This is a genomic window from Bacillus cereus group sp. RP43 (genome assembly GCF_040459645.1).
Classification (GTDB): Bacteria; Bacillota; Bacilli; order Bacillales; family Bacillaceae_G; genus Bacillus_A; species Bacillus_A mycoides_C.
In genome coordinates this window covers 4974666-4998037 of the sequence record NZ_JARVHQ010000001.1, presented here as the reverse complement: position 1 = coordinate 4998037, position 23372 = coordinate 4974666, and the positions used below count along the sequence as shown (strand labels likewise).

Sequence of the window (23372 nt, the reverse complement as noted above, 5' to 3'; positions counted from 1 at the left end):
CTTGTGTAATTCTAGGTAGTAATGGAGAAAAGCACTGATAAAAATATTAGCTGATAGAAAAGTTAGTTGGTTCATCAAGTTAACCTTATACATAGAATAGTTTGAAAATTGGGATTCCAACGTAAATGTAAGTGAATAAAATGTATATCCATGCAGAAAAATGTCGAGTTGAGTCAGACTATATAAAAGATTTAAAATATTTAGGAAGGCATAAAAGGGGGATACTATCTATGAAAAAAGAAATCTCAGTTATTGGAGTTCCAATGGATTTAGGACAGATGCGTCGCGGGGTTGATATGGGACCAAGCGCGATCCGTTATGCAGGGGTAATTGAAAGAATTGAACAAATTGGATATGACGTTAAAGATTTGGGAGATATATGTATTGAGAGAGAAAAAGAAGTAGATGAAAATACAAAATTAAGAAACCTTACACAAGTTGCAACTGTATGTAATGAATTAGCAAGTAAGGTTGATCATATTATAGAAGAAGGTCGTTTTCCACTTGTATTAGGCGGTGACCATAGTATTGCTATCGGTACGCTAGCTGGTGTAGCGAAACATTATAAAAATTTAGGTGTTATTTGGTATGATGCACATGGTGATTTAAATACAGAAGAGACTTCACCATCTGGAAATATTCACGGTATGTCACTTGCTGCAAGTTTAGGATATGGACATTCTTCACTTGTAGACTTATACGGGGCATATCCAAAGGTGAAGAAAGAGAACGTTGTAATTATCGGTGCACGTGCATTAGATGAAGGAGAAAAAGACTTTATTCGTGAAGAAGGCATCAAAGTATTCTCAATGCATGAAATTGATCGTATGGGTATGACGGCTGTTATGGAAGAAACAATTGCGTATTTATCTCATACTGATGGTGTTCATTTATCATTAGATTTAGATGGGCTTGATCCTCATGACGCACCAGGAGTTGGAACACCTGTAATTGGTGGTCTATCTTATCGTGAAAGCCACTTAGCGATGGAGATGTTAGCAGAAGCTGATATTGTTACATCTGCTGAGTTTGTTGAAGTAAATACAATTTTAGATGAGAGAAACAGAACAGCAACAACAGCGGTTGCTTTAATGGGTTCTTTATTCGGTGAAAAACTGAAATAAATGTAAGAAAAGCAACTGTGAAGTTGCTTTTTTTATTGGAAAATAGGCGTATAATAATGACTTATATTATACTGTAGGGTAAGAAAGTTTGACATCTTACCAATTTAAGCTAAAGGGGGCGTTTGTAATTGTCGTTTGTTTCATGTATGGTATAATTAACTAGTTGTTGGAAATACATACAGATAGAGCATAAAACAATATTTCAATATATGGATAGAATTGCTCGTAAGTAGGAGGAAGGGTTAGCATGCCTTTTGAAGATACGACCATTTTGAAATATCTTAGTACGGCATTAGATATTGCTGTTGTATGGTTTATTATATATAAGCTAATTCTTATAATCCGGGGCACGAAGGCTGTTCAACTTTTAAAAGGTATTACAGTTATTATTGTCGTCCGGATGATCAGTATTTTACTTGAATTGCATACGCTATATTGGCTAACGGAACAAGTATTAACGTGGGGATTCTTAGCTGTTATTATTATCTTCCAGCCAGAATTGCGAAGAGCACTTGAGCAGCTAGGACGAGGTAGCCTGTTTTCGCGTGTGGGAACTCACGAGGAAGATGAACCTGAAATTGTTGCAACAGCGATAGCGAAAGCTACGGAATATATGGGAAAACGTAGAATAGGTGCATTAATTACGTTGTCAAAAGAGACTGGGATGGGTGACTATGTGGAAACGGGTATTCCGCTGAACGCAAATGTGTCATCAGAATTACTCATTAATATTTTTATCCCTAATACACCTCTTCATGATGGAGCAGTAATTATGCAGGGAAGTACAATTAAAGCGGCAGCATGTTATCTTCCGCTATCAGAAAGTCCGTTTATTTCTAAGGAGTTAGGAACAAGGCATCGCGCTGCAATGGGAGTTAGTGAAGTTACTGATAGTATTACAGTAGTTGTGTCGGAAGAAACGGGTCAAATTTCTTTAACGAAAAACGGTGAGTTACATCGTGATTTGAAGACAGAGCAGCTGAAGGATATGTTGTTAGCAGAATTTAGTGGGAACGAAAAAACGACTTCTTCGTCTTTATGGAATTGGAGGAGAAAGCGTCATGGATAAGTTAATGGAGAATCATTGGTTTTTAAAAGGAATCTCATTACTATTGGCGTGTATGCTTTTTATGTCAGCAACTTTAACTGAAAAAAATACGACATCGAGTATATTACCTTTCGTAAATGAAACGAAAGAAACATTAACTGATTATCCTATTACCTTTAAGTATGATGAAGAGAAATATATTGTAAGTGGTATTCCATCAGGTGGAGTCAAGGTGAAGTTGGAAGGTCCAAAATCAGCAGTTGCTACAGCAAAAGCAAAAAAACAATTTGATATATCAGTTGATTTGCGAGATAGTCCAAAAGGAACTTATGAAGTTTCTTTAAAAGCGAATGGGCTTCCAGATGATGTGAAAGGAACAGTCCAACCAGCAACAATTAAAGTTACTCTTCATGAAAAAGCGAGAAAATATGTTCATGTAGACTTAAAATTATCAAATGAGGATCAGATGCCAGCGGGTGCTACTCTCGAAAAATCAAACATTAAACCTGATACTGTTGAGGTAGTTGGGACGAAAGAAGAAATCGAAAGTATTTCATCTGCTAAGGCGTATATTGATTTGAAAGGTGTTAATAAAACTGTTACAAAAACACCCGAAGTTACATTATACAATAAAGAAGGAAAACGTTTAAATGTAAGAACAAGTCCATCTAAAATTAGTGTAACGTTGAATGTGGCGACGCAAGCTACAGCAAATAACGTCGAAAAAACAGTTCCTTTAACATATTCGAAAAAAGGGAATTTACCAGAAGGTTTAGCTGTTACAAATATTAGTGTTGAACCAAAAGAAGTAACGATAGCAGGTCCAAAAGACATTTTGGATAATATACAATCTATAGAGGGGGTCGAGGTAGATCTTAGTCAATTGACGGATTCTACAACATTCGATGCCTCTGTTTTATTGCCAAAAGGTGTAACAAGTGCAAAACCAAATCAAGTGAAGGTTTCCGTAGGGGTACAAAAGGTAAAACAAACGAAAAGTAAAACTATTGATGGTATCCCAATTCAAAAAAGTGGAATTCCGAATGATGTTACTGCGCAGCTACTTTCGCCACAAGATGGAAAGATAAGCGTTGATATTTCAGGAGAAGCAAGTATAGTAGATAAAATAACAGCTGCTCAAATAACCGCGGCGATTAATCTGCAAAATGTATCTCCGGGGACGAAAGATGTTTCTATTCAAGTGAGTGGTCCTGGTAATATTTCGATAGAAGCAAAACAAAAAAGTGCTAAAGTCACAATTGTGAAGAAAGAAAAGCCGGATAAAGAAGTACAGGGGAATATTGAACAACCAGATTCAAAAAACAATCAAGAAAATCAAACTGAAAAACCAAAAAATCCTGAACCTGATCCAGAAAAGGACCCAGAAAAGGATCAGGAAAAAGATAAAGATAAAGACAAAGAAAATGGCCAAGAAACGGGCCAAGAACCAACAGTAGATAATCAAAAAGAGCACGAAAAAGGAGCGAATAATAATGGGTAAATATTTTGGTACAGACGGAGTACGCGGGGTTGCAAATAAGGAATTAACACCTGAATTAGCATTCAAAATCGGACGTTTTGGCGGCTATGTATTAACAAAAGATACAGATCGTCCAAAAGTAATTATTGGCCGTGATACACGTGTATCTGGACATATGCTAGAAGGAGCTTTAGTAGCAGGTCTATTATCAACTGGAGCAGAAGTAATGCGTCTTGGTGTTATTTCTACACCAGGTGTGGCTTATTTAACAAAAGCTTTAGATGCACAAGCAGGTGTTATGATTTCTGCATCTCATAATCCAGTACAAGATAATGGAATTAAGTTCTTCGGTTCAGATGGTTTCAAATTAACAGATGAGCAAGAAGCAGAAATTGAAGCATTATTAGACAAAGAAGTTGACGAGTTACCACGTCCAACAGGTACTAACCTTGGACAAGTGAGCGATTACTTTGAAGGTGGACAAAAATATTTACAATACATTAAACAAACTGTAGAGGAAGATTTCTCTGGTTTACATATCGCTTTAGATTGCGCACACGGTGCGACTTCTTCTTTAGCTCCATACTTATTTGCAGACTTAGAAGCTGATATTTCAACGATGGGAACTTCTCCAAACGGTATGAATATTAACGAAGGTGTAGGTTCTACACATCCAGAAGTCTTAGCTGAATTAGTAAAAGAAAAAGGTGCTGATATCGGACTTGCTTTTGATGGTGATGGCGACCGTTTAATCGCTGTGGATGAAAAAGGAAACATCGTTGATGGCGATCAAATTATGTTTATTTGCGCGAAGTATATGAAAGAAACTGGTCAATTAAAACATAATACAGTTGTTTCAACAGTTATGAGTAACTTAGGTTTCTACAAAGCACTTGAAGCAAACAGTATTACAAGTGATAAAACAGCAGTTGGTGACCGCTACGTAATGGAAGAAATGAAACGTGGTGGATATAACCTGGGCGGAGAACAATCAGGTCACATTATCTTACTTGATTACATTACAACTGGTGATGGAATGTTAAGTGCACTTCAACTTGTAAACATCATGAAAATGACGAAAAAACCATTATCTGAGCTTGCAGGTGAGATGACAAAATTCCCACAATTACTAGTAAACGTTCGTGTAACAGATAAAAAACTGGCATTAGAAAACGAAAAAATTAAAGAAATTATTCGTGTTGTAGAGGAAGAAATGAACGGCGACGGTCGTATTCTTGTTCGTCCGTCTGGAACAGAACCGCTTATTCGTGTAATGGCAGAAGCACCAACACAAGAAATTTGTGATGGATATGTACACCGCATTGTAGAAGTTGTTAAAGCTGAAGTTGGCGCTGAATAATTCAATGAATTTATTGAAAAGGAGCACAAGAAGTGCTCCTTTTTCATATGTTTTATAGACGATGAAAAAAATTTCATTGACGGGTTTATCATGTTTGTTATAAGATGGTCTTGTTCTTTTTCTCAAAGTAAATATTGTAAATTATAAAAGCGCCAGAGCTACAAGTAGTGTAGTTGACGAGGTGGAGTTTTATCGAGATTTCGGCGGATGACTCCCGGTTGTTCATCACAACCGCAAACTTTTACTTAAAACATTAAGGTGACTTAGTGGACAAAGGTGAAAGTGTGATGAGAGAAAAGGAACGGATGAATACTAGCTGTATAAGTATATACGGACTTTAACCCAATCGAGAGGAAGGTGAAAGCCGTTACAAGCTTACAGGGCTAGCAATATGTAATCCGTTTTTTTAGTACAAATAAAAATGGTATCGGACTATGTCGTTACATGTTCGCAAAGCAGTGTAAGCATTTGTAACGGCGACTAAACATGTGTGGAATCGTAGGATTTATTGGAGAGCAAGATGCAAAGGAAATTTTATTAAAAGGTTTAGAAAAGCTAGAATATCGTGGATATGATTCAGCAGGTATTGCAGTACAAGCAGAGAACGGTGTTGTTGTATACAAAGAAAAAGGCCGTATTGCAAAACTTCGCGAAGTCGTAGAGGAGAATGTAGCAGCAAGCGTGGGAATCGGTCACACACGCTGGGCTACACATGGTGTTCCAAGTAAACTAAATGCGCATCCGCATCAAAGTACATCAAAACGCTTTACACTAGTTCATAACGGTGTAATTGAAAACTATGAGTTAGTGAAAAAGGAATATTTACAAGATGTAACGTTCGTAAGTGAAACAGATACAGAAATTATCGTGCAACTTATGGAACAACAAGTAAGTACAGGACTAAGTGTAGAAGACGCGTTCCGTCAAACGTTATCTCTTTTACATGGTTCTTACGCAATCGGACTACTTGATGCTGAAAATCCAAACATGATTTATGTTGCTAAAAACAAAAGCCCGCTATTAGTAGGTGTTGGTGACAACTTTAATGTTGTGGCGAGCGACGCTATGGCGATGTTACAAGTTACAGATCAATTTATCGAGTTAATGGATAAAGAAATCGTAATTGTAACAAAAGAAAGCATTACAATTAAAAACTTACAAGGTGAAACGATTGAACGTGCACCGTTTACAGCGGAATTAGACGCAAGTGATATTGAAAAAGGAACATACCCTCATTTCATGCTTAAAGAAATCGATGAGCAACCACTTGTAATCCGTAATATAATTCAAAAGTATCAAGATGAAAATGGCGAGATTGAATTAAATCAAGACATTCGCAATGCGATTTTAGATAGCGATCGTATTTACATCATTGCATGTGGAACGAGTTATCATGCAGGTCTTGTTGGAAAGCAATTCATTGAGAAATTCGCGAAAGTACCAGTTGAAGTACACGTAGCAAGTGAATTCTCTTACAATATGCCATTATTAACAGAAAGACCATTCTTCATTTACATTTCACAAAGTGGTGAAACAGCTGATAGCCGTGCAGTACTTGTGCAAACAAATGAAATGGGTCATAAAGCATTAACGATTACAAATGTACCTGGTTCTACGCTTTCTCGTGAAGCTGATTATACACTTCCGTTATATGCGGGACCAGAAATCGCAGTTGCATCGACGAAAGCATACACAGCACAGCTTGCAGTACTTTCAATCTTAGCGGCTGACATTGCAAAAGCGAAAGGTGAAGTTCTTGATTTCGATTTAACACACGAATTAGGACTTGTAGCAAATGCAATGGTAGTACTTTGTGATCAAAAAGAAGAAATGGACGCATTAGCAAAACAATTTTTAGCAACAACGCGTAACTGCTTCTTCATCGGACGTAGCGTAGACTTCTTCGTAGGTTTAGAAGGTGCGTTAAAACTAAAAGAAATCTCTTACATCCAAGCAGAAGGATTTGCTGGAGGAGAATTAAAACACGGTACAATCGCCTTAATCGAAAACGGTACACCGGTTATCGCACTGGCTACACAAGAGCACGTAAACCTTGGAATTCGTGGTAACGTGAAAGAAGTAGTAGCACGCGGAGCTAACCCATGTATCATCTCAATGAAAGGCTTAGAAATGGAAGGCGACAGCTTCGTATTACCAGCTGTACACGAAGCACTAGCACCGCTAGTAGCAGTTATTCCATTACAACTTATCTCATACTACGCAGCACTTCACCGCGAGTGTGACGTTGATAAGCCACGTAACTTAGCTAAGTCTGTTACGGTTGAGTAGAGGTTGGTAGATTTGAAATAAATTTGTGAAGCTTCACCCCTTTAGATATTTTTATCTAAAGGGGTGTTTTTGTGCCCAAAAGAAAAAGAACATCTAAAATCGATAAGTGGATTAAAGAGGGGCGAGGAACTAGCTGTGGGGATGGACAGAATCCCCACTGATTAAATTTTTACTTTATCGGATTTGGAAAGGAACTACTTTTGTTTATCTGAATTTTCTGTTATCATTTTGGGTATTCGTGAACAATGTCCTTTATTACACAGGAAGAGACGATAGATTAATAGATATTACAAGGGGGTTTATTAATGAAAGTGAAAGAAAAAACATATTTAAGTATAGAAGAGATTATTTCGTTACCAACCTTATCAAGTACAAATATAAGTGATGATGGAAAAAACGTAGCATTTATAAAGAAGACGGCTAATTGGAAAGACAATACATATAGGAATCATGTATGGATATATGAAAAAGATAAGGGACAGAGTTACCCATTAACAAATGGGGATATAGATAGTACATGCCCGTTATGGTCTCCAAATTCTAGGGATATCGCATACCTTAGCCCGGCTGGTGATGGGAAAAATCAAATCTTTGTTAAGTCACTAGATGGTTATGGCGGTGTGCAAATTACTGATGAGAAAGAAGGAGTTAGTAAATTCAAATGGGAGCCTACTGGTAAAGGTTTTTATTATGTTGCACAGTCAAAAGAATCTGAGGTGATAAAGAAACGCAGGGAACTATATGGGGATTTCCATCATATAGGTAAGGAGTACCAGAATAATTGTTTATATTACATTGAAATAGAAAAAGTGATACAAAATGATGAATATGAACATGAAAACAGAGTTGTGTATCAACTAACTGATGGGAAGGATTTTCATATCCATGAATTTGATATTTCAAATGACGGGAAAAAGGTTGTATTCATGGCTACACCAAGCTCAAATATGGAAGATTATATGAATGGAGATCTATACATATTAGATAGTAAAGCTGGAGAGCTACAAAAGCTAAATATAGATAAGTTGTTGGGAGGGAGTGTTTGCTTTTCTCCTGACGGCAGTAAAATATGTTACACAGCAAGCATAAGAGAGAGGGATTACTATAGAAACCATATACAAGAAAGTACATTAGAGATATATGATATGAATATTGGAGAGGTAATTCAGCCTCTAACAAACTTTGATAGTACGGTTATGCCATTACAGTGGACAGCTAAAGGGATTTTAATTAGATGGCAGGATAAAACGAATTATCTTATTGGATTGCTATCTGAGGATGGCACTGTGGAAATGGTAAGCGAAAAAGTAGATGGCTTTATAATGGATGCTTCTATAACAATGGATGGAAATCATATATCCTATAATAAGGCTATTACAAATGAAACCTTTGAAATCTATTTAGACGATAAAAAAATAACGAATGAAAATAGCTTTTTCGAAGGAAAGCTTAAAAGTAATAGAGAAATAATCTCATGGAAAAGTAGTGATGGTCTTGAAATAGAGGGTGTTTTATCAACCCCAGTAGAGTTTGAAGCAAATAAAAAATATCCCTTATTAGTGGTAATCCATGGTGGTCCGGCTTGGGCATCCTTCCCAATATTTTCAGACTGTTTTAATGAAAAATATCCTATTGAGCAGTTTATTGAAAAAGGTTTTATCGTTTTAGAACCAAACTACAGGGGAAGTTCTGGTTATAGTAATGAATTCTTAAAAGCAAACTATAGAAAACAGGGAATTGCTGACTACGATGATGTTATATCCGGAGTGGATAAACTAGTTGAAAAAGGAATTGCAGATAAAGATAGAGTAGGGGTTATGGGATGGAGCAACGGGGGATATATATCAGCTTTTTGTTCTACATTTAGTAATAGATTTAAAGCTATTTCAGTTGGAGGCGGAATTACTAACTGGGGTACCCATTATGTAAATACAGATATCCCTTACTTTATTAGAATGTATTTAGGAAATACTCCATGGAATGATCCAGAGATATATAGGAAAACATCGCCAATGACATATATTAAATCAGCATGTACGCCTACCTTAATTCAACATGGGGAAAAGGATGCGAGAATTCCAATTCTAAATGCATATGAGCTATATGAAGGATTAAGAGATATGGAAGTGGATACAGAATTAATTATATTTAAAGGAATGGCATATAGTTCTGACCAGCCAGGAATTCATGTGGCTATTATGAAGCAGAATTTGATGTGGTTTTCACACTATATTCTTGGAGAAAGTATGAAAGATTTTAGGGTTCTATAATGGCTTGTTTTAGTCTTTAAGCTTTTTAGGTGCTTGAAATAAAGTCGTACACATTTATCCGGTTATATATGATTGAGTTTAACATTTCGGATAAGGCAAACTGTGAAATATTTTGGTGTAAATGAGAAAAGAGCCTGAATGTAGGCTCTTTCCTTATTTATATTTAAAAGATGAACTGTTCTTATGCAGTTTTACTTAATTTATATGCTTCACGGTTATTTTTTTTGAAAATTTTGGGGAAAACATAACCATCTAATCCAATACGTCCAACATTCTGTCCTGCAACTAAAATGAACATAGTTAAAATAAGTAGGTTTGGGTTTACACTAACAGTTCCGCTTAATAAAAATGAAAGGTTCATTATGATGCCGAAAAATGCAGCTGTTTTTGTTAATCCACCTAAAATCAAACCTAGCCCTACTAAAATTTCTCCCCATTGAACTAAAAAGCTAAATAGGTCTGCGTTTGGAAGAACAAAATGTTGAAGAAAATCTGCCCACCAGCCTTGTACTGCAGGGTGGTCACCTGATGCTTGAGCGATAGCTCCTTTTAGAAAACCACTTGCGTCAAAAGATTGTCCAAAAACTTTTCCTATTCCGGCAGCAAGCCATGCATATCCTATGTAAAGTCGTAAAAATAATAATATGAAAGTAGCGCGTTTATCAGTTCTTAAAAAATTGATAACCATTGAAATCCCTCCAATGTATTGTATTTACATGTTTATTATATATCCATTGTGAATAAATTCACAATGGATAAAGTGTGAACAAAAATTATGATTTTTCATTTGTACATAAAGTATTTGGAAATTTATTTTTTGGAGGGTGAACAATAAATGAAGGACGGGAGCTCTCAACTAAAATAGATAGCTCCCATAGTAAACAGATTAATGTACGTTCTTTTAACTATCTACTGTTAGTTTATCTTTTCTTTTCTTTTCCTTATTATTTCTCCGGTTTTATATAAGGAACCACTTGTGCAGTAACCCCTACAGAAGCACCGCGAATAAAGTCTTGGTTTTCTAACGCCTTAAAGTTTTCCGTTCTCCCAGTTAGCATAACACCTAAAATTTTCACTTGATCAAAGGGTTTGTTTTTGTTTGATTTTAAAAACTTCTGAATGTCTTCGTCATGTCCATGGTCATCGTATTGTTTAAGTGAATCAACGAACTCTTTGTACGCTTCTTCAGGGGACTTGTCTGGATTGAATCCGTAAACTGGCATACCAGCAGGCCCCTTACTTTCATCTCCAATTGGTGATATCATATATAGCCATACAACGTTTAAGGTATCTGGAATTTTTTCTTTAATTTCTTGTAATGTATAGGGTTGATTGAATGAGAGAGCAACTTCCGCAACATAGTTATTCATTTGTGAAACCTCACCTAATTCATTTTGGACACCATCATGATATTCTTTAATATCTGGATTATAAAATGTTGCGAATTTATTTTTAGTTTGTTTATCGTACTCATAGAACTCTGTATTGGACCAATAAAAGCCGGGCGTTAATTCATTGGTATCAATGTTGGTACGGAGCCAACCATAGGAACTTGTTAATGTGTTCCATGGGACTACATAACCATTAATATTTTTAGAACGATTTGATATAATATTGCCTCCAAACATAGATGAATTACTCGTTACTTGAGAATCGATTTGCACATTCGGTTCTGCAATTGCGTTATGTAAAAAGAGATGTTCGTGAAGTTTCGTAGAACTTTTCGCTGCGAAGTAATTACCGATCTTATAAATTATAGGAATAAGTATTATTACGACGATAATAGAAGTAATAATGGTTTTGAGTAATTGCTTACGCTTCGCCCTTTTTAACGCATCTTTTAAAGAAGTATCCATTAAGTTTTTCCTCCTACTTTAGAATGAATTGTTTTACGTGCGCGATGTAATTTTTGTTTGACGCTGTTTACTTGAATATCTAGTATTAGAGCGATTTCTTCATATGTAAAATCGTAATAATATTTTAAAAAGAAGGCCTCTTTGTATTCTAGTTTTATATCTTTTAATAAATAGAAAATCTCATCTTTATTTAAAACGACATCCAATTCTCGGTCTGTATATTGTAGTTTTGAATAAATTTCCTCAGTTAAGTAGATGTTTTGCTGTTCTTTTTTTCTTTTTAAGTCAATGTATTCGTTTAGTGCGACTCTGAAAAACCATGGACGTATGTTACTCTCGGTTAGATCATCTAGCAATGTGTATACTTTATAGAAAGTATTTTGGATGATATCTTCTGCATCTTCTTTTATAGCTCCTTTCGCTAGTAATAGCTTGAACACTTCCTCTCCTAAATTGATAAGATAGGAGGTCAATATATTTTCTTTTCCCATCATTTTTCCTCCCTACACTTATACAACGAATAGGTAATGATAAATGTATACACTTAAATTAAAGTTTTGTTCTTTATACAAATAGAAAAGGCATATAACAATCATATGTTATATGCCTTTTCTAATATAGATTTAGTAATTTATTTAGGTAATGTAAATTTAGCCTTTTTACCTTGTGAAATATCTTTAGCTTCTTTATTTCTCATAGGTCCTAACTCAATCTCGAAGCTTTTGTCTTTCCAAATCTTTTCATACTGCTCTTGGTCTAAAATATATACTTGCAGTAACTCTCCAGATGTTCCTGTTTTGACTGAAGCGTTATAGTCGTAATTTAGTAGCATACCTTCGCTAATTGTATATTGTGTACCATCATTAACTCTCAATGTAGAGCTTATAGGAGATAGTGCAACGTCTTGCGTATCTTTGTTATCAAGTTTGAATTTTACTGTTAATAGAACAATACCATTCTTGAAATTTGCAAATCGCGGAGCCTCGACGGAATTTGGTGTGAATTGAGCGAATTGATATCCATCTAATGTAACATTGACAGCACCTAATTCTTGACTGTTATTAATACCGGATTGTTCTTTTAGCATTTTTTTATCGCCCATGTTATTAGCAGTTACTTTATCTTGGTAGAAAGTTTTATCTGCTGCAACCTTTTCAGCGCCTTGTTTGTTTAAACTTAATGAAAAGTTTCCAGGGCTTCCGATTGGGGCATCAAATTTTCCTCTATTAGCTTGTGCAGTTGGGACTGTGACTGAGACTGTTGAGAGACTTAAAATTTTTGCTAGATCATCTTTTCCAAATGGATAAGCGATATAACCAGAAATTGTCTCTCCTGCTTTTACTAAATAATCATTTGTTGGAGCAAGCTTAGTTGGTAGCTGATCTTCTGTTGGAATTAAATCTCTATAGTTACTATATGCTTTCTGAGCACCAGTAAATGACATGTCCAATGTTGGCATATAATAAAGGTCTTTAGCTGAACTATTTTTTACGCTATAGTTCACAAGAATAACTCCGCCCTCTGTTTGACGGTTAAATGGAATGTTAAAGTCCGTATGGAATCCATTTAATTCAACTAATGTATAACTATTCATTGATACTGAAATATCTTCAGCTTTATGGACTTGTGGTTCCTTATTTTCAAAAAGAACTTTTGTTTTACCACCGGTTTCTTTTTCCATATAGGAAATCAGCTTGGAATAATCGCTGGAACTAGTGGCTGTATTTTCGGCCTTTTTATCTTCGGATTTTTTTTCTTCAGGTTTATTTTCTTTCGTTGTATCCGTTTTTTCTGTTTTGTTTTCTTTCGTTACATCTTCTTTTTGTTCTTTATTTGTCGTATCGCTTTGACCACAGCCAGTTATTACAAAAGCTGCTACGATTATTGTAGAAAATAAAGAAAGTAATTTTTTTGACATGTTTCTTCCCCCTATTTGTTTAAAACTAGTTGAGTCTGTATAATCAGACCATTTATAATATCTCTCACATTAGCCCCACGTTTTATTATAAAAAAACAAACCATTATTTACCATCATTTTCTGATTATTTTTGTTATTTTAATATTTTAATGGTTATTTTAAATAGAAACATAGTTAAAGTTTATATGTAGGTAAAATTATCTTTTCTATTTTAAATATTGAATCTTTTTGTTACAGTAAATAATAGAGATATATTGAAAGGGGATAAAGAGTAGATATGTGGATGAACTTTTAATGATTAGAAAGCGGATAGAGGAAATTTTCTCTCATTAATGAGGGTTTATTTAGCTATCTGTAAATCATTCAAGGACTGCATATTTGGTTTGTACATCCCCTTTGTAAGGATAGATGCCTATGTGGGGAAATTTATATCTCTTATATAAAATATGCGTCCTTTAAATTTGGAGGAGTATATGATGAATCAATTAAAATATAAAGTAGCTGTTGTTACAGGTGTTAGTCGTTTAGATGGTATTGGTGCAGCGATTTGTAAAGAATTAGCTGAAGCAGGATACGATATATTTTTTACGTACTGGACGAATTACGATAAAGAGATGCCTTGGGGCGTTGATCCAAACGAACAAATACAATTAAAAGAAGAGCTAATAAAGAACGGTGTTGAAGTATCAAGTATGGAGTTAGATTTAACTCGGAATGATGCGCCGGAACAACTTATAAATAAAGTTACTGAACAAATGGGGTACCCTGATATATTAATTAATAACGCAGCGTACTCTACGAATAATGATTTCTCCAATTTGACTGCTGAAGAGTTAGATAAACATTACATGGTAAATGTTCGCGGCACTACATTATTAAGTAGTAAGTTTGCTCAAGGATTTGATAAAAAATCTGGCGGTAGAATTGTTAATATTACTTCGGGGCAATTTAAAGGGCCTATGGCTGGAGAACTAGCCTATGCAACAACGAAGGGAGCTATTGATGCTCTCACTAGTACGTTATCAGCAGAAGTGGCTCATTTAGGGATAACGGTTAATGCGATTAATCCAGGTCCAACTAATACAGGATGGATGACTGAAGAGATAAAGCGCGGGTTAACACCGATGTTTCCTTTTGGAAGGATTGGTGAACCGAAAGATGCGGCGAGGCTTATTAAGTTTTTAGTGAGCGAAGAAGCCGGATGGATTACAGGGCAAGTTATTCATTCAGAAGGTGGATTTAAAAGATAAAGTGAAACTTTAATCAGTGGGGGTTTTGTTCATCCCCCACTGATTATTAGTTGAACCAATCGGGCTTTTACGGGCAGTTGATCCCCCACCTAACTTTTTTGCTTCCGCTGAATTTTGAGGTGGGGTCTTACTGCCCACAAATAGCGGGATAAAAAGAAGGTATCTCACCCTGGTGAGATACCTTCTTTTTAATCTTTTTTCAATCTTCGTGCTATACCATTCCCTAATGACTGTAATCCTTGAACGAGAATGATTAAAATAAAGACTGTTGCATACATTACTTCAGGTTCGTAGCGTAAATGTCCGAATCGATATGCGAGATCACCAAGGCCTCCAGCACCTACAAGTCCAGCCATTGCTGTTGCACCGATTAAGCCGATCGTTGCGATTGTTAATCCAAGTACGAGAGATGGACGAGCTTCTTTAACCATGACGTGCCAAATGATTTTTAAAGTAGAAATCCCCATTGCTTGATACGCTTCAATAACACCACGGTCCACTTCTAGTAAAGCCGTTTCCATTAAACGAGCAATATAGGGAGCTGTGAATACGACAAGTGGTACGATGACACCTTGCACGCCAATAGATGTCCCCATTAAAAATTTTGTGAAAGGTAAAATAAAGAATAAGAGAATGATAAATGGAAGAGAGCGAATGACATTAATAATTGTATTAAGAATCGGATATACGAGTTTATTCTCTAGTTGGCCACCAGGTCTTGTTAAAACGAGTGTTACACCGAGTGGTAAGGCAATTAGAATAGAGATAAGTAGTGAAATAGATGTCATTTGAAATGTTTGAATTGTTGCTTCCCATATTACGTTACCCCACTCATCCAAAAAGGACTTGTTTCCCATAATCTGTTCTACCTCCTTCTACGATGATCCCTTGTTCTTGTAAAAATGATAAGGCACGGTGTACTTCATTTTTTTCACCTTGCATATGAACGACCAGTTTCCCATATGCCTCATGTTTTAACTGCGTAATATTGCCTGATAAAATATTGGGATATACTTGAAAACGTTTTGTAGCGACAGCTAACGCTGGTTCTCCTGAAGTGGTTCCTATAAATGAAAGTGTTACGATTTCTCCAGTATTTTGTAGCTCTTTCTGTACCTCTTCTGGAATTTTAGCTGCAAATGCGCTATTTACAAATTTCTTCGTTGTTACATGTTGTGGGTTTGTAAAAATATCTTTTACGGTTCCACTTTCGATTACCGCTCCATGTTCCATAACGGCAACTTGGTCACAAATACGCTGGATGACATTCATTTCGTGTGTAATTAGTAAAATCGTAATCCCGATTTCTTCATTAATCTTTAATAATAAATCAAGAATAGAATCGGTCGTTTCCGGATCTAATGCGCTCGTTGCTTCATCGCTTAATAAAACTTCAGGCTCATGAGATAGTGCGCGAGCGATCGCTACACGTTGTTTTTGACCACCAGATAATTCACTTGGATAGGCATCTTTTCTATTAAAAAGATCAACAATGCGTAAATACTTTTCTACCCTTTTTTCAATTTCATTTTTGGGAAGACCAGATAGACGTAAGGGTAGTGCGATGTTTTCATAAACGGTAACGGTTTTAAGTAAATTGAATCCTTGAAAAATCATGCCGATTTTTTGTCTCGCTTTTGCTAGTTCCTTTGTCGATAAGGTTGTTAAATCTTGTTCGTTTATAATGATATTTCCTGTCGTTGGTTTTTCTAATAAATTTACACAACGATTTAATGTACTTTTACCAGCGCCGCTATATCCAATGATTCCGAATACTTCGCCCTTTTTTACTCTAAGGGAAGTTGGTTTAAGGGCCTCAACATTCCCTTTTTTTGTTGAGAATACTTTGGAGACGTTTTTTAATTCAATCATTATAGTCAACTCCTACCAAGACGGTAAAACAGAACCATCGAATTTTTTCTCAATGAAATCTTTTACTTCTTTAGATTGATAAGCTTTCTTCAATTTATTTACAACTGCATCATCTTTATTTTCAGTACGAACAACGACCCAGTTCACATATGGTGAATCTTTTCCTTCGCGGAAAATCGAATCTTTTGCTGGACTTAATTTTGCACCTAATGCAAAGTTTGTATTAATCGCAGCTGCCTTCACTTCACCTAGCTGCGTTGGTAATTGAGATGCCTCTAATTCAACAATCTTTAAATTTTTCGGATTTTCAATTACATCTTTTGCAGTCGCTTTTTCTGTAGCTTTTGGATCCACTTTTAAAACCCCTGCTTTTTCAAATAGCTTTAAAGCACGCAACTCATTTGTTGGATCGTTTGGGACAGCAATTGCGTCGCCCTCTTTTAATTCTTTTACATCTTTTAAGTTTTTAGAGTATATGCCCATAGGGAATGTTACTGTGGAAAATACTTCAGTTAATTTCATATTACGTTCAGCTTTAAATACGTCTAAATAAGATTTAGTTTGATAGCTGTTTACATCGAGGCTTTTTTCATCTAAAGATACGTTTGGCGCTACATAATCATTAAATACTTTTACATCGATTTGGAGACCATCTTTTGCTGCAACTTCTTTCACCTTTTCAAAAATTTGTTCATGCGGTCCGCCTGTTACACCGACAGTAATCTTTTTCTCATCTAATGCTTTTACCTCTTTATCAGAATTAGCACCACATGCACCTAACAATAATACAGCCCCACTTACAATACTTAATAATACCTTTTTCATCTATAATTCCCCCTTAATATACGTTCCAAAATAAAAAGCACCTCTCAAAAATAAGAGAGGTGCCGAATAGACGAAATAGGTTCCTCTCTTATCTTCCAAAACGAAAATCGTTCTGCAGGAATTAGCACCTTAGCTTATACGTTCTAAGCTCGGTTGCCGGGCATCATCGGGCCAGTCCCTCCGCCACTCTTGATAAGAGTATGTGTATGTAGTTTTTAAATATGGTACTAATAGTAAATCTTACAAAAAGAATTGTCAATGTTATTTTCTGAATATATTTTATTTTAAGGTAATAGAAACATTACCTTTTTTATGTCCGGTCTCTACGTACGTATGAGCCTCTGAAATTTCTTCTAACGGATAAGTTTTATCAATAACTGGCTTTAATTTTTCTTCTTCCGTTAGCATTTTTAGTAGAAGCATATCTTCTTTACTCACTTTTGCCATCGTTCCATTGACCGACACGTATTTACCGTTAGCGGTTAATGCTTTCTTGCAATGGGATTTTTTAATTTTTCCAACTGCATCAAATATAATATCGTAGCGTTCAGCCCGCTTTGTAAAATCTTCTTTCGTATAATCAATTACGTGATTAGCTCCTAAAGATTGCACTAGTTCAAAATTTGAATTACTACAAACAGCTGTAATGGTCGCGCCAAAATATTTAGCAAGTTGTACGGCAGCTGTTCCTACTGAACCAGATGCGCCATATATAAGTACTTGTTGCCCTTTTCTTATACGTCCTTTTCTCAGGAAGTGTAATGCTGAAGTTCCACCAAAAGGAATAACGGCAGCTTCTTCATACGTCACATTGGTAGGTTTTAATGATATCAATCCGCTTTCATGTACACATGTATATTCTGCATAACCACCGACATTAAGCTCTGTTAATGCGAAAACTTGGTCTCCTTTTTTAAATTGAGTTACATCTGTTCCTATTTCTTCGATTTCACCAGATAGCTCCACGCCGAGTATAGGCTTTCTTGGTTTTTTAAAACCTAATATAATCCGCATAGGAATCCAAAATAAAAGGGGGCTATTAAAGCCGCGCATTCTACAATCTCCAGTTGTTACACTTGTTGCGTGAATTTTAACTAATACTTCATTTTTTTTTGGAGTAGGTTTCTCTACATCTTGAAGTTTGAGAACATTAGGCGGCCCATACTTTGTGCAAATAATTGCTTTCATAATGACCTCCTGAATTTAGTTGTTTTTATTTACATCATATTTAAGTATTTCTTTAAACATGTTGTTATTCGAGAAATAAAGTTAAATAGAAATATTAAAAAGTATATAGATTTCAAAGGAAAATAGATGATATCCTTTTGAAAAGGAGGAGAAATTATGAAAAAACTTATTTTAACTTCTAGTATGATCCTTGCAGTTATTTTAGGTGCAGGGTGTAGTAATGAGAAAACAACAAAGACTGATGAACCGAAAAAAGAAGCCATGCAGAAAGAAAAAGAGTTAGCAGCGAAGGATGTTTTCAAGAAAACGAATGACGCTTTTAAAAATGAAGAAAATGTAACGATGACATATGATGTAGAGATAAAAGCTGAAGGAACAGAGATGAATATACTAAAGGCTAAAATGCAATTAGAGCCAAAGAAAAAGAATTCTCGTTCTGAAATGAATATTTCTGGTACAGATGTTGTAGTGTATGCTGTGGATGGTAAAGTTGCTGGTCAGGTGAAAAATCCTAATACAGGAGAAGTTATATCTGTACCGGAGGAGCAATTAAATACTGGCGAGATGAAAGCAACTCAAGATATTGTAGATAATTTAGAAGTGCCAGCAGTAGTTTTAGATAAAATGAAGATGGAGAAAAGTGGAGACAAGTATAAACTGAAGTTCATATTAAAAGGGAAAGAAACAGAAAGTATGTTAGCTAGCATGGATGAAACGCAGAAGAAAATGCTACAAGCACAAAACGCAAAGATAGAAGAAGTAGATGCAGAATATATCATTACAAAAGATTTTAAATATGAATCAGCGAAGATAGATATGATTATGAGTAGTAATGGTGAGGATAAGACACACATTATTACGAGTGCAAAATATACATCGTACGAAAAGTTTGAGGCAATACAGCTGCCAGCAGCAAAGTGATAGTCTTGATGAGAGAGGGACCTAAAATAAATGGTCTCTCTTTTTTGTTAATACTTTCTTCTTAGGAAAATAGGTACAATATGAAGAGGAAGAACATTAGAAGAGGAGAGTGCCATTTGAAAAAAAGAAAAATAGCGGTTGTAATTGTAGCGTATACAGTGTTGCTCGCGACATCTATACATACATATAAAGGGCAACTGAATCATCCTATTATGAGCGATGTAGGGAAGTTGCTTCCAACAAAAATTAAGCGTGTTGAAGATGCTGAGGATGAGGGATCATTAAAAAAGCTGGTGCGAGATGCAAATGTTTCTGGAGAGAAGATTTCGATTGCAGGTATACAACATAGCCAAGGCGGACAGACGTATTATCCGAACGGTACGATGCTTGATATGAAAGGATATAACAAAATATTAGAGTTTGATCCGGAGAAGAAGAGGATTAGAGTACAAAGTGGTGTGACATGGAATGACATTCAAAAGAAAATAAACCCATACGACCTTGCAGTTCAGGTGATGCAATCTCAAAATATTTTCACTGTTGGTGGTTCATTAAGTGTAAATGTACATGGGCGTGATATTCGTCATGAGGCATTGATTGATACAGTAGAGTCGTTCAGATTGTTAATGGCAGATGGTACTATGCGTAATGTAAGTAGAGAAGAAAATGCTGACTTGTTTCCGTATGTAATTGGGGGATACGGATTGTTTGGGGTGATTTTAGATGTGACGCTCAAATTAACAAATGATGAATTATATGAAACGCATACGAAGGTAATAGATTATAAGGAGTACTCTTCATATTTTAAGGAGAAGGTGAGAAAGGACGAGAATATACGTATGCATTTAGGACGTATTTCTGTTGCCCCAAATTCATTTTTAAAAGAAATGTATGTGACAGATTATGTACTAGCAGAAGATCAGCAGAAGCTGAGAGAGTACAGCAAATTAAAAGAAGAAAATATTATAGCTGCGCCGAAATTTTTGCTCGGGTTATCACGTTATAGTGACTGGGGAAAGGGTGCATTTTGGGATATACAAAGAAGTTATTTTGAACGTAAAGATGGTAAGTACGAAACTCGAAATAACGTAATGAGATCTGATAGTGCCTTTATGGAATACGATAACCCGAACTTGACCGAAGTTTTACAAGAGTACTTTGTACCAATAGATAGTTTTGCAGAGTATATAGATGATTTACGAAGTGTTTTAAATGAAGAGGAATTAAACCTTCTTAACATTACAATCCGCTATGTAGAAAAGAATGAGAATGCGGTGCTATCTTACGCGAAAGATGATATGTTTGCGCTTGTGCTTCTAATTAATCAAGGGCGTTCTGAGGATGAAATAAAGAAAACAAAAGTGGTCATTCAGAAGATGATAGATGTTACTTTAAAGCATAATGGGAGTTATTATTTACCGTATTATTCTTATCCGGCGAAGGAGCAACTAAAGAAAGCGTATCCTCGCATAGAAGAATTCCTTCAGAAGAAGAAGGAAGTAGATCCAGAGGAAAGATTTGTGAATTTATTTTATAAGGAGTATAGCAAATGACATATAGAAGATTTGTGGCCTCACAAAGCATTATTATGATGGCGGGTAGCATGGTATTTCCTTTTTATATACTATTGCTTCGAAATGTTGGAAATAGTTTCTCGCAATTTGGCTGGGCGTACGGTTTATTTGCCTTAACTTCAGCTCTAGTATATCCGTTAGTTGGAAGAACCTCTGATAGGATAGGTGATAGAAAGTTATTAATTATATACGCATGGTCCATGTCTATATTAATGCTTTGTTTCCCTATTGCAACAGAAGTTTGGCATGTATACATTCTCCAAATTTTAATGGGTATTTTAGGTGCTGTGCAGCGTAATACGGAGAAGACATCGTTAGCACGAAAGGTAGCGCATAAGGAAGCTGGTTACGAAATTGGAAAATACCATGTATGGACATCAATTGGTGGCGGAGTAGCTATAATTGCAACTGGTTACCTAGTGGATTTCTTTACAATAGGGACTATTTTTTACATTGCTTCAGTTTTATATGTAGTGAGTGGAATTGTATTAAGTAGCAAAAAAATATAATCATACCCATTTTTACCTGATTACCCTTTATTTGTTATACTTATGGAGAAGACAAAAGAAAAGGGGACATTGCCTTTGATGAAATTTATAGTTTTAGCTATTCTCACTTTGTTTTTGATTCCATGGACTAGAAGCGGTAATAAAATTCGCGCGGTGGATAAAGGAGGAAATGAGAAAGTTGTAAAGGGTAAGAAATCATCTATTTTAGTTATTCCTGTTTTATTTTGGATAGGTATTGCAATCTATGAATATTTCTGGCTAATTGATGATCGAGCAGATTCTATTCTTACTCATTATTCTGTTGCAGTAGCGATTTTAATTGGGCTTGTTTTATTCTCACAAGAGCAGGTAGGGAAATTAGAAGGTACGTTAAAAGGACTTCTAATGTTTGTTTTACTCGCAAGTTACGGCTATTTTGGTTATTTGCACGATATAGTAATCTCGCAAAAGAAATATGATTCTGTTGTTAAGGTAGAGAAAGATATTTCAGAGCCATTTACTGAAAATGACCAACCGTTTACAGTTCCGCCTAAAACAGCGGAAAATAAAATGAAAAAGGTATTTGGTGATATTCCGAAAGTAGCTTATTTTGAGCTAGGGGAATTAACGCCACAAATGGTAAATGGTGAAGCCTTGTATGTAGCACCGATAGAAGTTTCGGGATTTTTTAAAGCGCGTAAGGCAGGAACAATACCAGGTTACGTAACAATGTCAGGTACAAATCCTGATGCGGAAGCGAAATTACATCTTGGATATAAAATGAAGTATGTACCAAGTATGTTTTTTGGTAATAAATTAGAACGTGCTGTTCGAAAAGCAGAGCCAGATTTAGTTTTTAAAGGGAAACCAAAATTTGAAGTTGATGATAAAGGAAAACCGTATTATACAATGACATACGGTGAGTTTATTTCAGGAAGATCAGGGTTTGAAGTAGAAGGCGTTGTCGTTGTTGATGCACAAACAGGTGATGTGAAGCGATATGATAAAGGGAATGCACCTAAATTCGTTGATGGTGTATTAAATCATGAAACAGCATCTACGTTAAATACGTACTTCGGAAAATATATTCACGGATTTTGGAATACGAAATTCTCACAAACTGACATGAAGATTCCGACTGAGTGGGGGACGAAGGAAGGCGTTACGCCGATCTTTGGAAAAGATGGTAAACTGTATTACTTTACAGACTTTACCTCTCCGAAAGAAGGAGTAGATTCTGCTCTCGGTTACTCATTAGTTGATGCACGTACAGGAAAGTTGTATTACTATAACGGAAAAGAAGTGAAGGGAATTATGGACGGTTCGGCTGCTACAGAAGTAGTGGATAATTCCTTTAAGAGAGAGAAATGGCATGGAACAATGCCGGTTATTTATAACGTATATGGTAAACCTTCTTGGATTGTACCGGTTATTGATGACGGGGGATTAGTACGTGCTCATACTGTCATATATGCTTCTAATGCAAAAGTGTTTGCAACAGGTTCAACGCAAAAAGAAGCACTTGAGAATTATAAAAATGCGCTGAGCGGAAGTGGTGATTCATTTAGACCGACTTCAAATGGGAAAGAAGCGCAAAAAGAAGGTACTGTACAACGTGTGTATAAAGAAAAATCAGGTGAAAATACGATTGTGTACGTACTATTAGAAAACGAGCAAAAAGTATTTATGGTACCGGCGAAGAAATTCCCGTATGCAATGTTTACAGAAGTAGGAGATCCAATTCAAATCACATATTTAGACACAGGAGAAATGATGGCATCTGTATCTAAATTTGTAAATAGTAATTTGAAAAAGTAAAGCGATAGAGATTCTATCGCTTTTTTTTACATTATTAAACAGGAAAATACAGTATACTTGACGTATATTTATGTTGTAACTATAATTGTTA

General features: G+C 35.7%; 19 protein-coding genes, 2 pseudogenes and 1 riboswitch. Of the genes and pseudogenes, 13 read left to right on the top strand and 8 right to left on the bottom strand.

What is annotated here, in order from left to right:
- Positions 1–230 precede the first annotated feature (230 nt).
- The 8 genes and pseudogenes from rocF (at position 231) to QCI75_RS25835 (ending at position 9571) form a co-directional block, all read left to right on the top strand.
- Positions 231–1124, top strand: a complete 894-nt coding sequence (gene rocF / locus QCI75_RS25865; protein ID WP_144508476.1) for an arginase — start codon at positions 231–233, stop codon at positions 1122–1124.
- Between the two features lie 247 nt (positions 1125–1371).
- Positions 1372–2193: a diadenylate cyclase CdaA gene (gene cdaA, locus QCI75_RS25860; RefSeq protein WP_001115704.1), complete on the top strand. Its 822-nt coding sequence runs from the start codon at positions 1372–1374 to the stop codon at positions 2191–2193.
- The gene (locus QCI75_RS25855; protein WP_353761432.1) at positions 2186–3673 is read left to right on the top strand and encodes a CdaR family protein; all 1488 of its coding nucleotides are present in this window, start codon (positions 2186–2188) and stop codon (positions 3671–3673) included. Before cdaA ends, QCI75_RS25855 begins: the two co-directional genes overlap by 8 nt.
- Positions 3666–5012 carry a phosphoglucosamine mutase gene (gene glmM / locus QCI75_RS25850; RefSeq protein ID WP_002115349.1) on the top strand — a complete coding sequence of 449 codons (1347 nt, stop codon included), beginning with the start codon at positions 3666–3668 and terminating at the stop codon, positions 5010–5012. The genes QCI75_RS25855 and glmM overlap by 8 nt, the downstream gene beginning before the upstream one ends.
- 287 nt (positions 5013–5299) lie before the next feature.
- Positions 5300–5486 (top strand): annotated as a pseudogene (locus QCI75_RS25845) (hypothetical protein).
- 12 nt (positions 5487–5498) lie between these two features.
- Positions 5499–7301, top strand: a complete 1803-nt coding sequence (gene glmS / locus QCI75_RS25840) for a glutamine--fructose-6-phosphate transaminase (isomerizing) (RefSeq protein ID WP_144508478.1) — start codon at positions 5499–5501, stop codon at positions 7299–7301.
- A gap of 71 nt (positions 7302–7372) precedes the next feature.
- Positions 7373–7559, top strand: a pseudogene (locus QCI75_RS30610) (TnsA endonuclease N-terminal domain-containing protein); the annotation flags it as partial.
- 47 nt (positions 7560–7606) lie between these two features.
- Positions 7607–9571, top strand: coding sequence for a S9 family peptidase (locus QCI75_RS25835; RefSeq protein ID WP_353761430.1), 1965 nt, complete (start codon positions 7607–7609; stop codon positions 9569–9571).
- A 181-nt stretch (positions 9572–9752) separates the two neighbouring features.
- On the opposite strand, the gene QCI75_RS25830 is transcribed toward QCI75_RS25835, so the two are convergent.
- The 4 genes from QCI75_RS25830 to QCI75_RS25815 form a co-directional block, all read right to left on the bottom strand.
- Entirely contained in the window at positions 9753–10259 is a 507-nt protein-coding gene (locus QCI75_RS25830; RefSeq protein WP_353761429.1) for a DoxX family membrane protein, read from the bottom strand.
- A gap of 256 nt (positions 10260–10515) precedes the next feature.
- Complete coding sequence (locus tag QCI75_RS25825) at positions 10516–11427, bottom strand: sigma factor regulator N-terminal domain-containing protein (protein WP_144506622.1); 912 nt, start codon at positions 11425–11427, stop codon at positions 10516–10518.
- Positions 11427–11918 carry an RNA polymerase sigma factor gene (locus QCI75_RS25820; protein ID WP_144506621.1) on the bottom strand — a complete coding sequence of 164 codons (492 nt, stop codon included), beginning with the start codon at positions 11916–11918 and terminating at the stop codon, positions 11427–11429. The genes QCI75_RS25825 and QCI75_RS25820 overlap by 1 nt, the downstream gene beginning before the upstream one ends.
- 140 nt (positions 11919–12058) lie before the next feature.
- Positions 12059–13345, bottom strand: a complete 1287-nt coding sequence (locus QCI75_RS25815) for a DUF5068 domain-containing protein (RefSeq protein WP_144506620.1) — start codon at positions 13343–13345, stop codon at positions 12059–12061.
- A 473-nt stretch (positions 13346–13818) separates the two neighbouring features.
- Between QCI75_RS25815 and QCI75_RS25810 the strand changes: the two genes are divergently transcribed.
- Positions 13819–14595 (top strand): SDR family oxidoreductase, encoded by a 777-nt coding sequence (locus tag QCI75_RS25810; RefSeq protein WP_144506619.1) that lies wholly within the window; start codon positions 13819–13821, stop codon positions 14593–14595.
- A gap of 188 nt (positions 14596–14783) precedes the next feature.
- Here QCI75_RS25810 and QCI75_RS25805 read toward each other — a convergent pair whose 3' ends face one another.
- The 4 genes from QCI75_RS25805 to QCI75_RS25790 all read right to left on the bottom strand — a co-directional run bounded on the left by QCI75_RS25805 (position 14784) and on the right by QCI75_RS25790 (position 18480).
- Entirely contained in the window at positions 14784–15452 is a 669-nt protein-coding gene (locus QCI75_RS25805) for a methionine ABC transporter permease (RefSeq protein ID WP_144506618.1), read from the bottom strand.
- Entirely contained in the window at positions 15427–16467 is a 1041-nt protein-coding gene (locus QCI75_RS25800) for a methionine ABC transporter ATP-binding protein (protein ID WP_353761427.1), read from the bottom strand. The genes QCI75_RS25805 and QCI75_RS25800 overlap by 26 nt, the downstream gene beginning before the upstream one ends.
- Before the next feature lie 12 nt (positions 16468–16479).
- Positions 16480–17292: a MetQ/NlpA family ABC transporter substrate-binding protein gene (locus QCI75_RS25795; protein ID WP_002009844.1), complete on the bottom strand. Its 813-nt coding sequence runs from the start codon at positions 17290–17292 to the stop codon at positions 16480–16482.
- A gap of 85 nt (positions 17293–17377) precedes the next feature.
- Positions 17378–17491: riboswitch (SAM riboswitch) on the bottom strand.
- 80 nt (positions 17492–17571) lie between these two features.
- Positions 17572–18480 (bottom strand): NAD(P)-dependent alcohol dehydrogenase, encoded by a 909-nt coding sequence (locus QCI75_RS25790; RefSeq protein ID WP_144506616.1) that lies wholly within the window; start codon positions 18478–18480, stop codon positions 17572–17574.
- A gap of 156 nt (positions 18481–18636) precedes the next feature.
- Here QCI75_RS25790 and QCI75_RS25785 point away from each other — a divergent pair, with 156 nt between their 5' ends.
- From QCI75_RS25785 to QCI75_RS25770, 4 genes are all read left to right on the top strand, one after another.
- Positions 18637–19401, top strand: coding sequence for a hypothetical protein (locus QCI75_RS25785; protein WP_353761426.1), 765 nt, complete (start codon positions 18637–18639; stop codon positions 19399–19401).
- 116 nt (positions 19402–19517) lie between these two features.
- Positions 19518–20954, top strand: coding sequence for an FAD-binding protein (locus QCI75_RS25780; protein ID WP_353761424.1), 1437 nt, complete (start codon positions 19518–19520; stop codon positions 20952–20954).
- On the top strand, positions 20951–21484 hold the full coding sequence (locus QCI75_RS25775) for an MFS transporter (RefSeq protein ID WP_353761422.1): 534 nt from the start codon (positions 20951–20953) through the stop codon (positions 21482–21484). The genes QCI75_RS25780 and QCI75_RS25775 overlap by 4 nt, the downstream gene beginning before the upstream one ends.
- Before the next feature lie 78 nt (positions 21485–21562).
- Entirely contained in the window at positions 21563–23281 is a 1719-nt protein-coding gene (locus QCI75_RS25770; RefSeq protein WP_353761420.1) for a DUF3981 domain-containing protein, read from the top strand.
- The last annotated feature ends 91 nt before the right edge of the window (positions 23282–23372 follow it).

Excerpts from the sequence above, each read along its gene's own strand:
- QCI75_RS25805 (WP_144506618.1), bottom strand. The coding sequence starts at position 15,452 with ATGGGAAACAAGTCCTTTTTGGATGAGTGGGGTAACGTAATATGGGAA.
- QCI75_RS25785 (WP_353761426.1), top strand. The coding sequence starts at position 18,637 with ATGAAAAAACTTATTTTAACTTCTAGTATGATCCTTGCAGTTATTTTA.
- QCI75_RS25820 (WP_144506621.1), bottom strand. The coding sequence starts at position 11,918 with ATGGGAAAAGAAAATATATTGACCTCCTATCTTATCAATTTAGGAGAG.
- QCI75_RS25810 (WP_144506619.1), top strand. The coding sequence starts at position 13,819 with ATGATGAATCAATTAAAATATAAAGTAGCTGTTGTTACAGGTGTTAGT.
- QCI75_RS25815 (WP_144506620.1), bottom strand. The coding sequence starts at position 13,345 with ATGTCAAAAAAATTACTTTCTTTATTTTCTACAATAATCGTAGCAGCT.
- QCI75_RS25835 (WP_353761430.1), top strand. The coding sequence starts at position 7,607 with ATGAAAGTGAAAGAAAAAACATATTTAAGTATAGAAGAGATTATTTCG.
- QCI75_RS25800 (WP_353761427.1), bottom strand. The coding sequence starts at position 16,467 with ATGATTGAATTAAAAAACGTCTCCAAAGTATTCTCAACAAAAAAAGGG.
- QCI75_RS25830 (WP_353761429.1), bottom strand. The coding sequence starts at position 10,259 with ATGGTTATCAATTTTTTAAGAACTGATAAACGCGCTACTTTCATATTA.
- QCI75_RS25775 (WP_353761422.1), top strand. The coding sequence starts at position 20,951 with ATGACATATAGAAGATTTGTGGCCTCACAAAGCATTATTATGATGGCG.
- cdaA (WP_001115704.1), top strand. The coding sequence starts at position 1,372 with ATGCCTTTTGAAGATACGACCATTTTGAAATATCTTAGTACGGCATTA.
- glmS (WP_144508478.1), top strand. The coding sequence starts at position 5,499 with ATGTGTGGAATCGTAGGATTTATTGGAGAGCAAGATGCAAAGGAAATT.
- QCI75_RS25790 (WP_144506616.1), bottom strand. The coding sequence starts at position 18,480 with ATGAAAGCAATTATTTGCACAAAGTATGGGCCGCCTAATGTTCTCAAA.
- glmM (WP_002115349.1), top strand. The coding sequence starts at position 3,666 with ATGGGTAAATATTTTGGTACAGACGGAGTACGCGGGGTTGCAAATAAG.
- QCI75_RS25770 (WP_353761420.1), top strand. The coding sequence starts at position 21,563 with ATGAAATTTATAGTTTTAGCTATTCTCACTTTGTTTTTGATTCCATGG.
- QCI75_RS25855 (WP_353761432.1), top strand. The coding sequence starts at position 2,186 with ATGGATAAGTTAATGGAGAATCATTGGTTTTTAAAAGGAATCTCATTA.
- QCI75_RS25825 (WP_144506622.1), bottom strand. The coding sequence starts at position 11,427 with ATGGATACTTCTTTAAAAGATGCGTTAAAAAGGGCGAAGCGTAAGCAA.
- rocF (WP_144508476.1), top strand. The coding sequence starts at position 231 with ATGAAAAAAGAAATCTCAGTTATTGGAGTTCCAATGGATTTAGGACAG.
- QCI75_RS25795 (WP_002009844.1), bottom strand. The coding sequence starts at position 17,292 with ATGAAAAAGGTATTATTAAGTATTGTAAGTGGGGCTGTATTATTGTTA.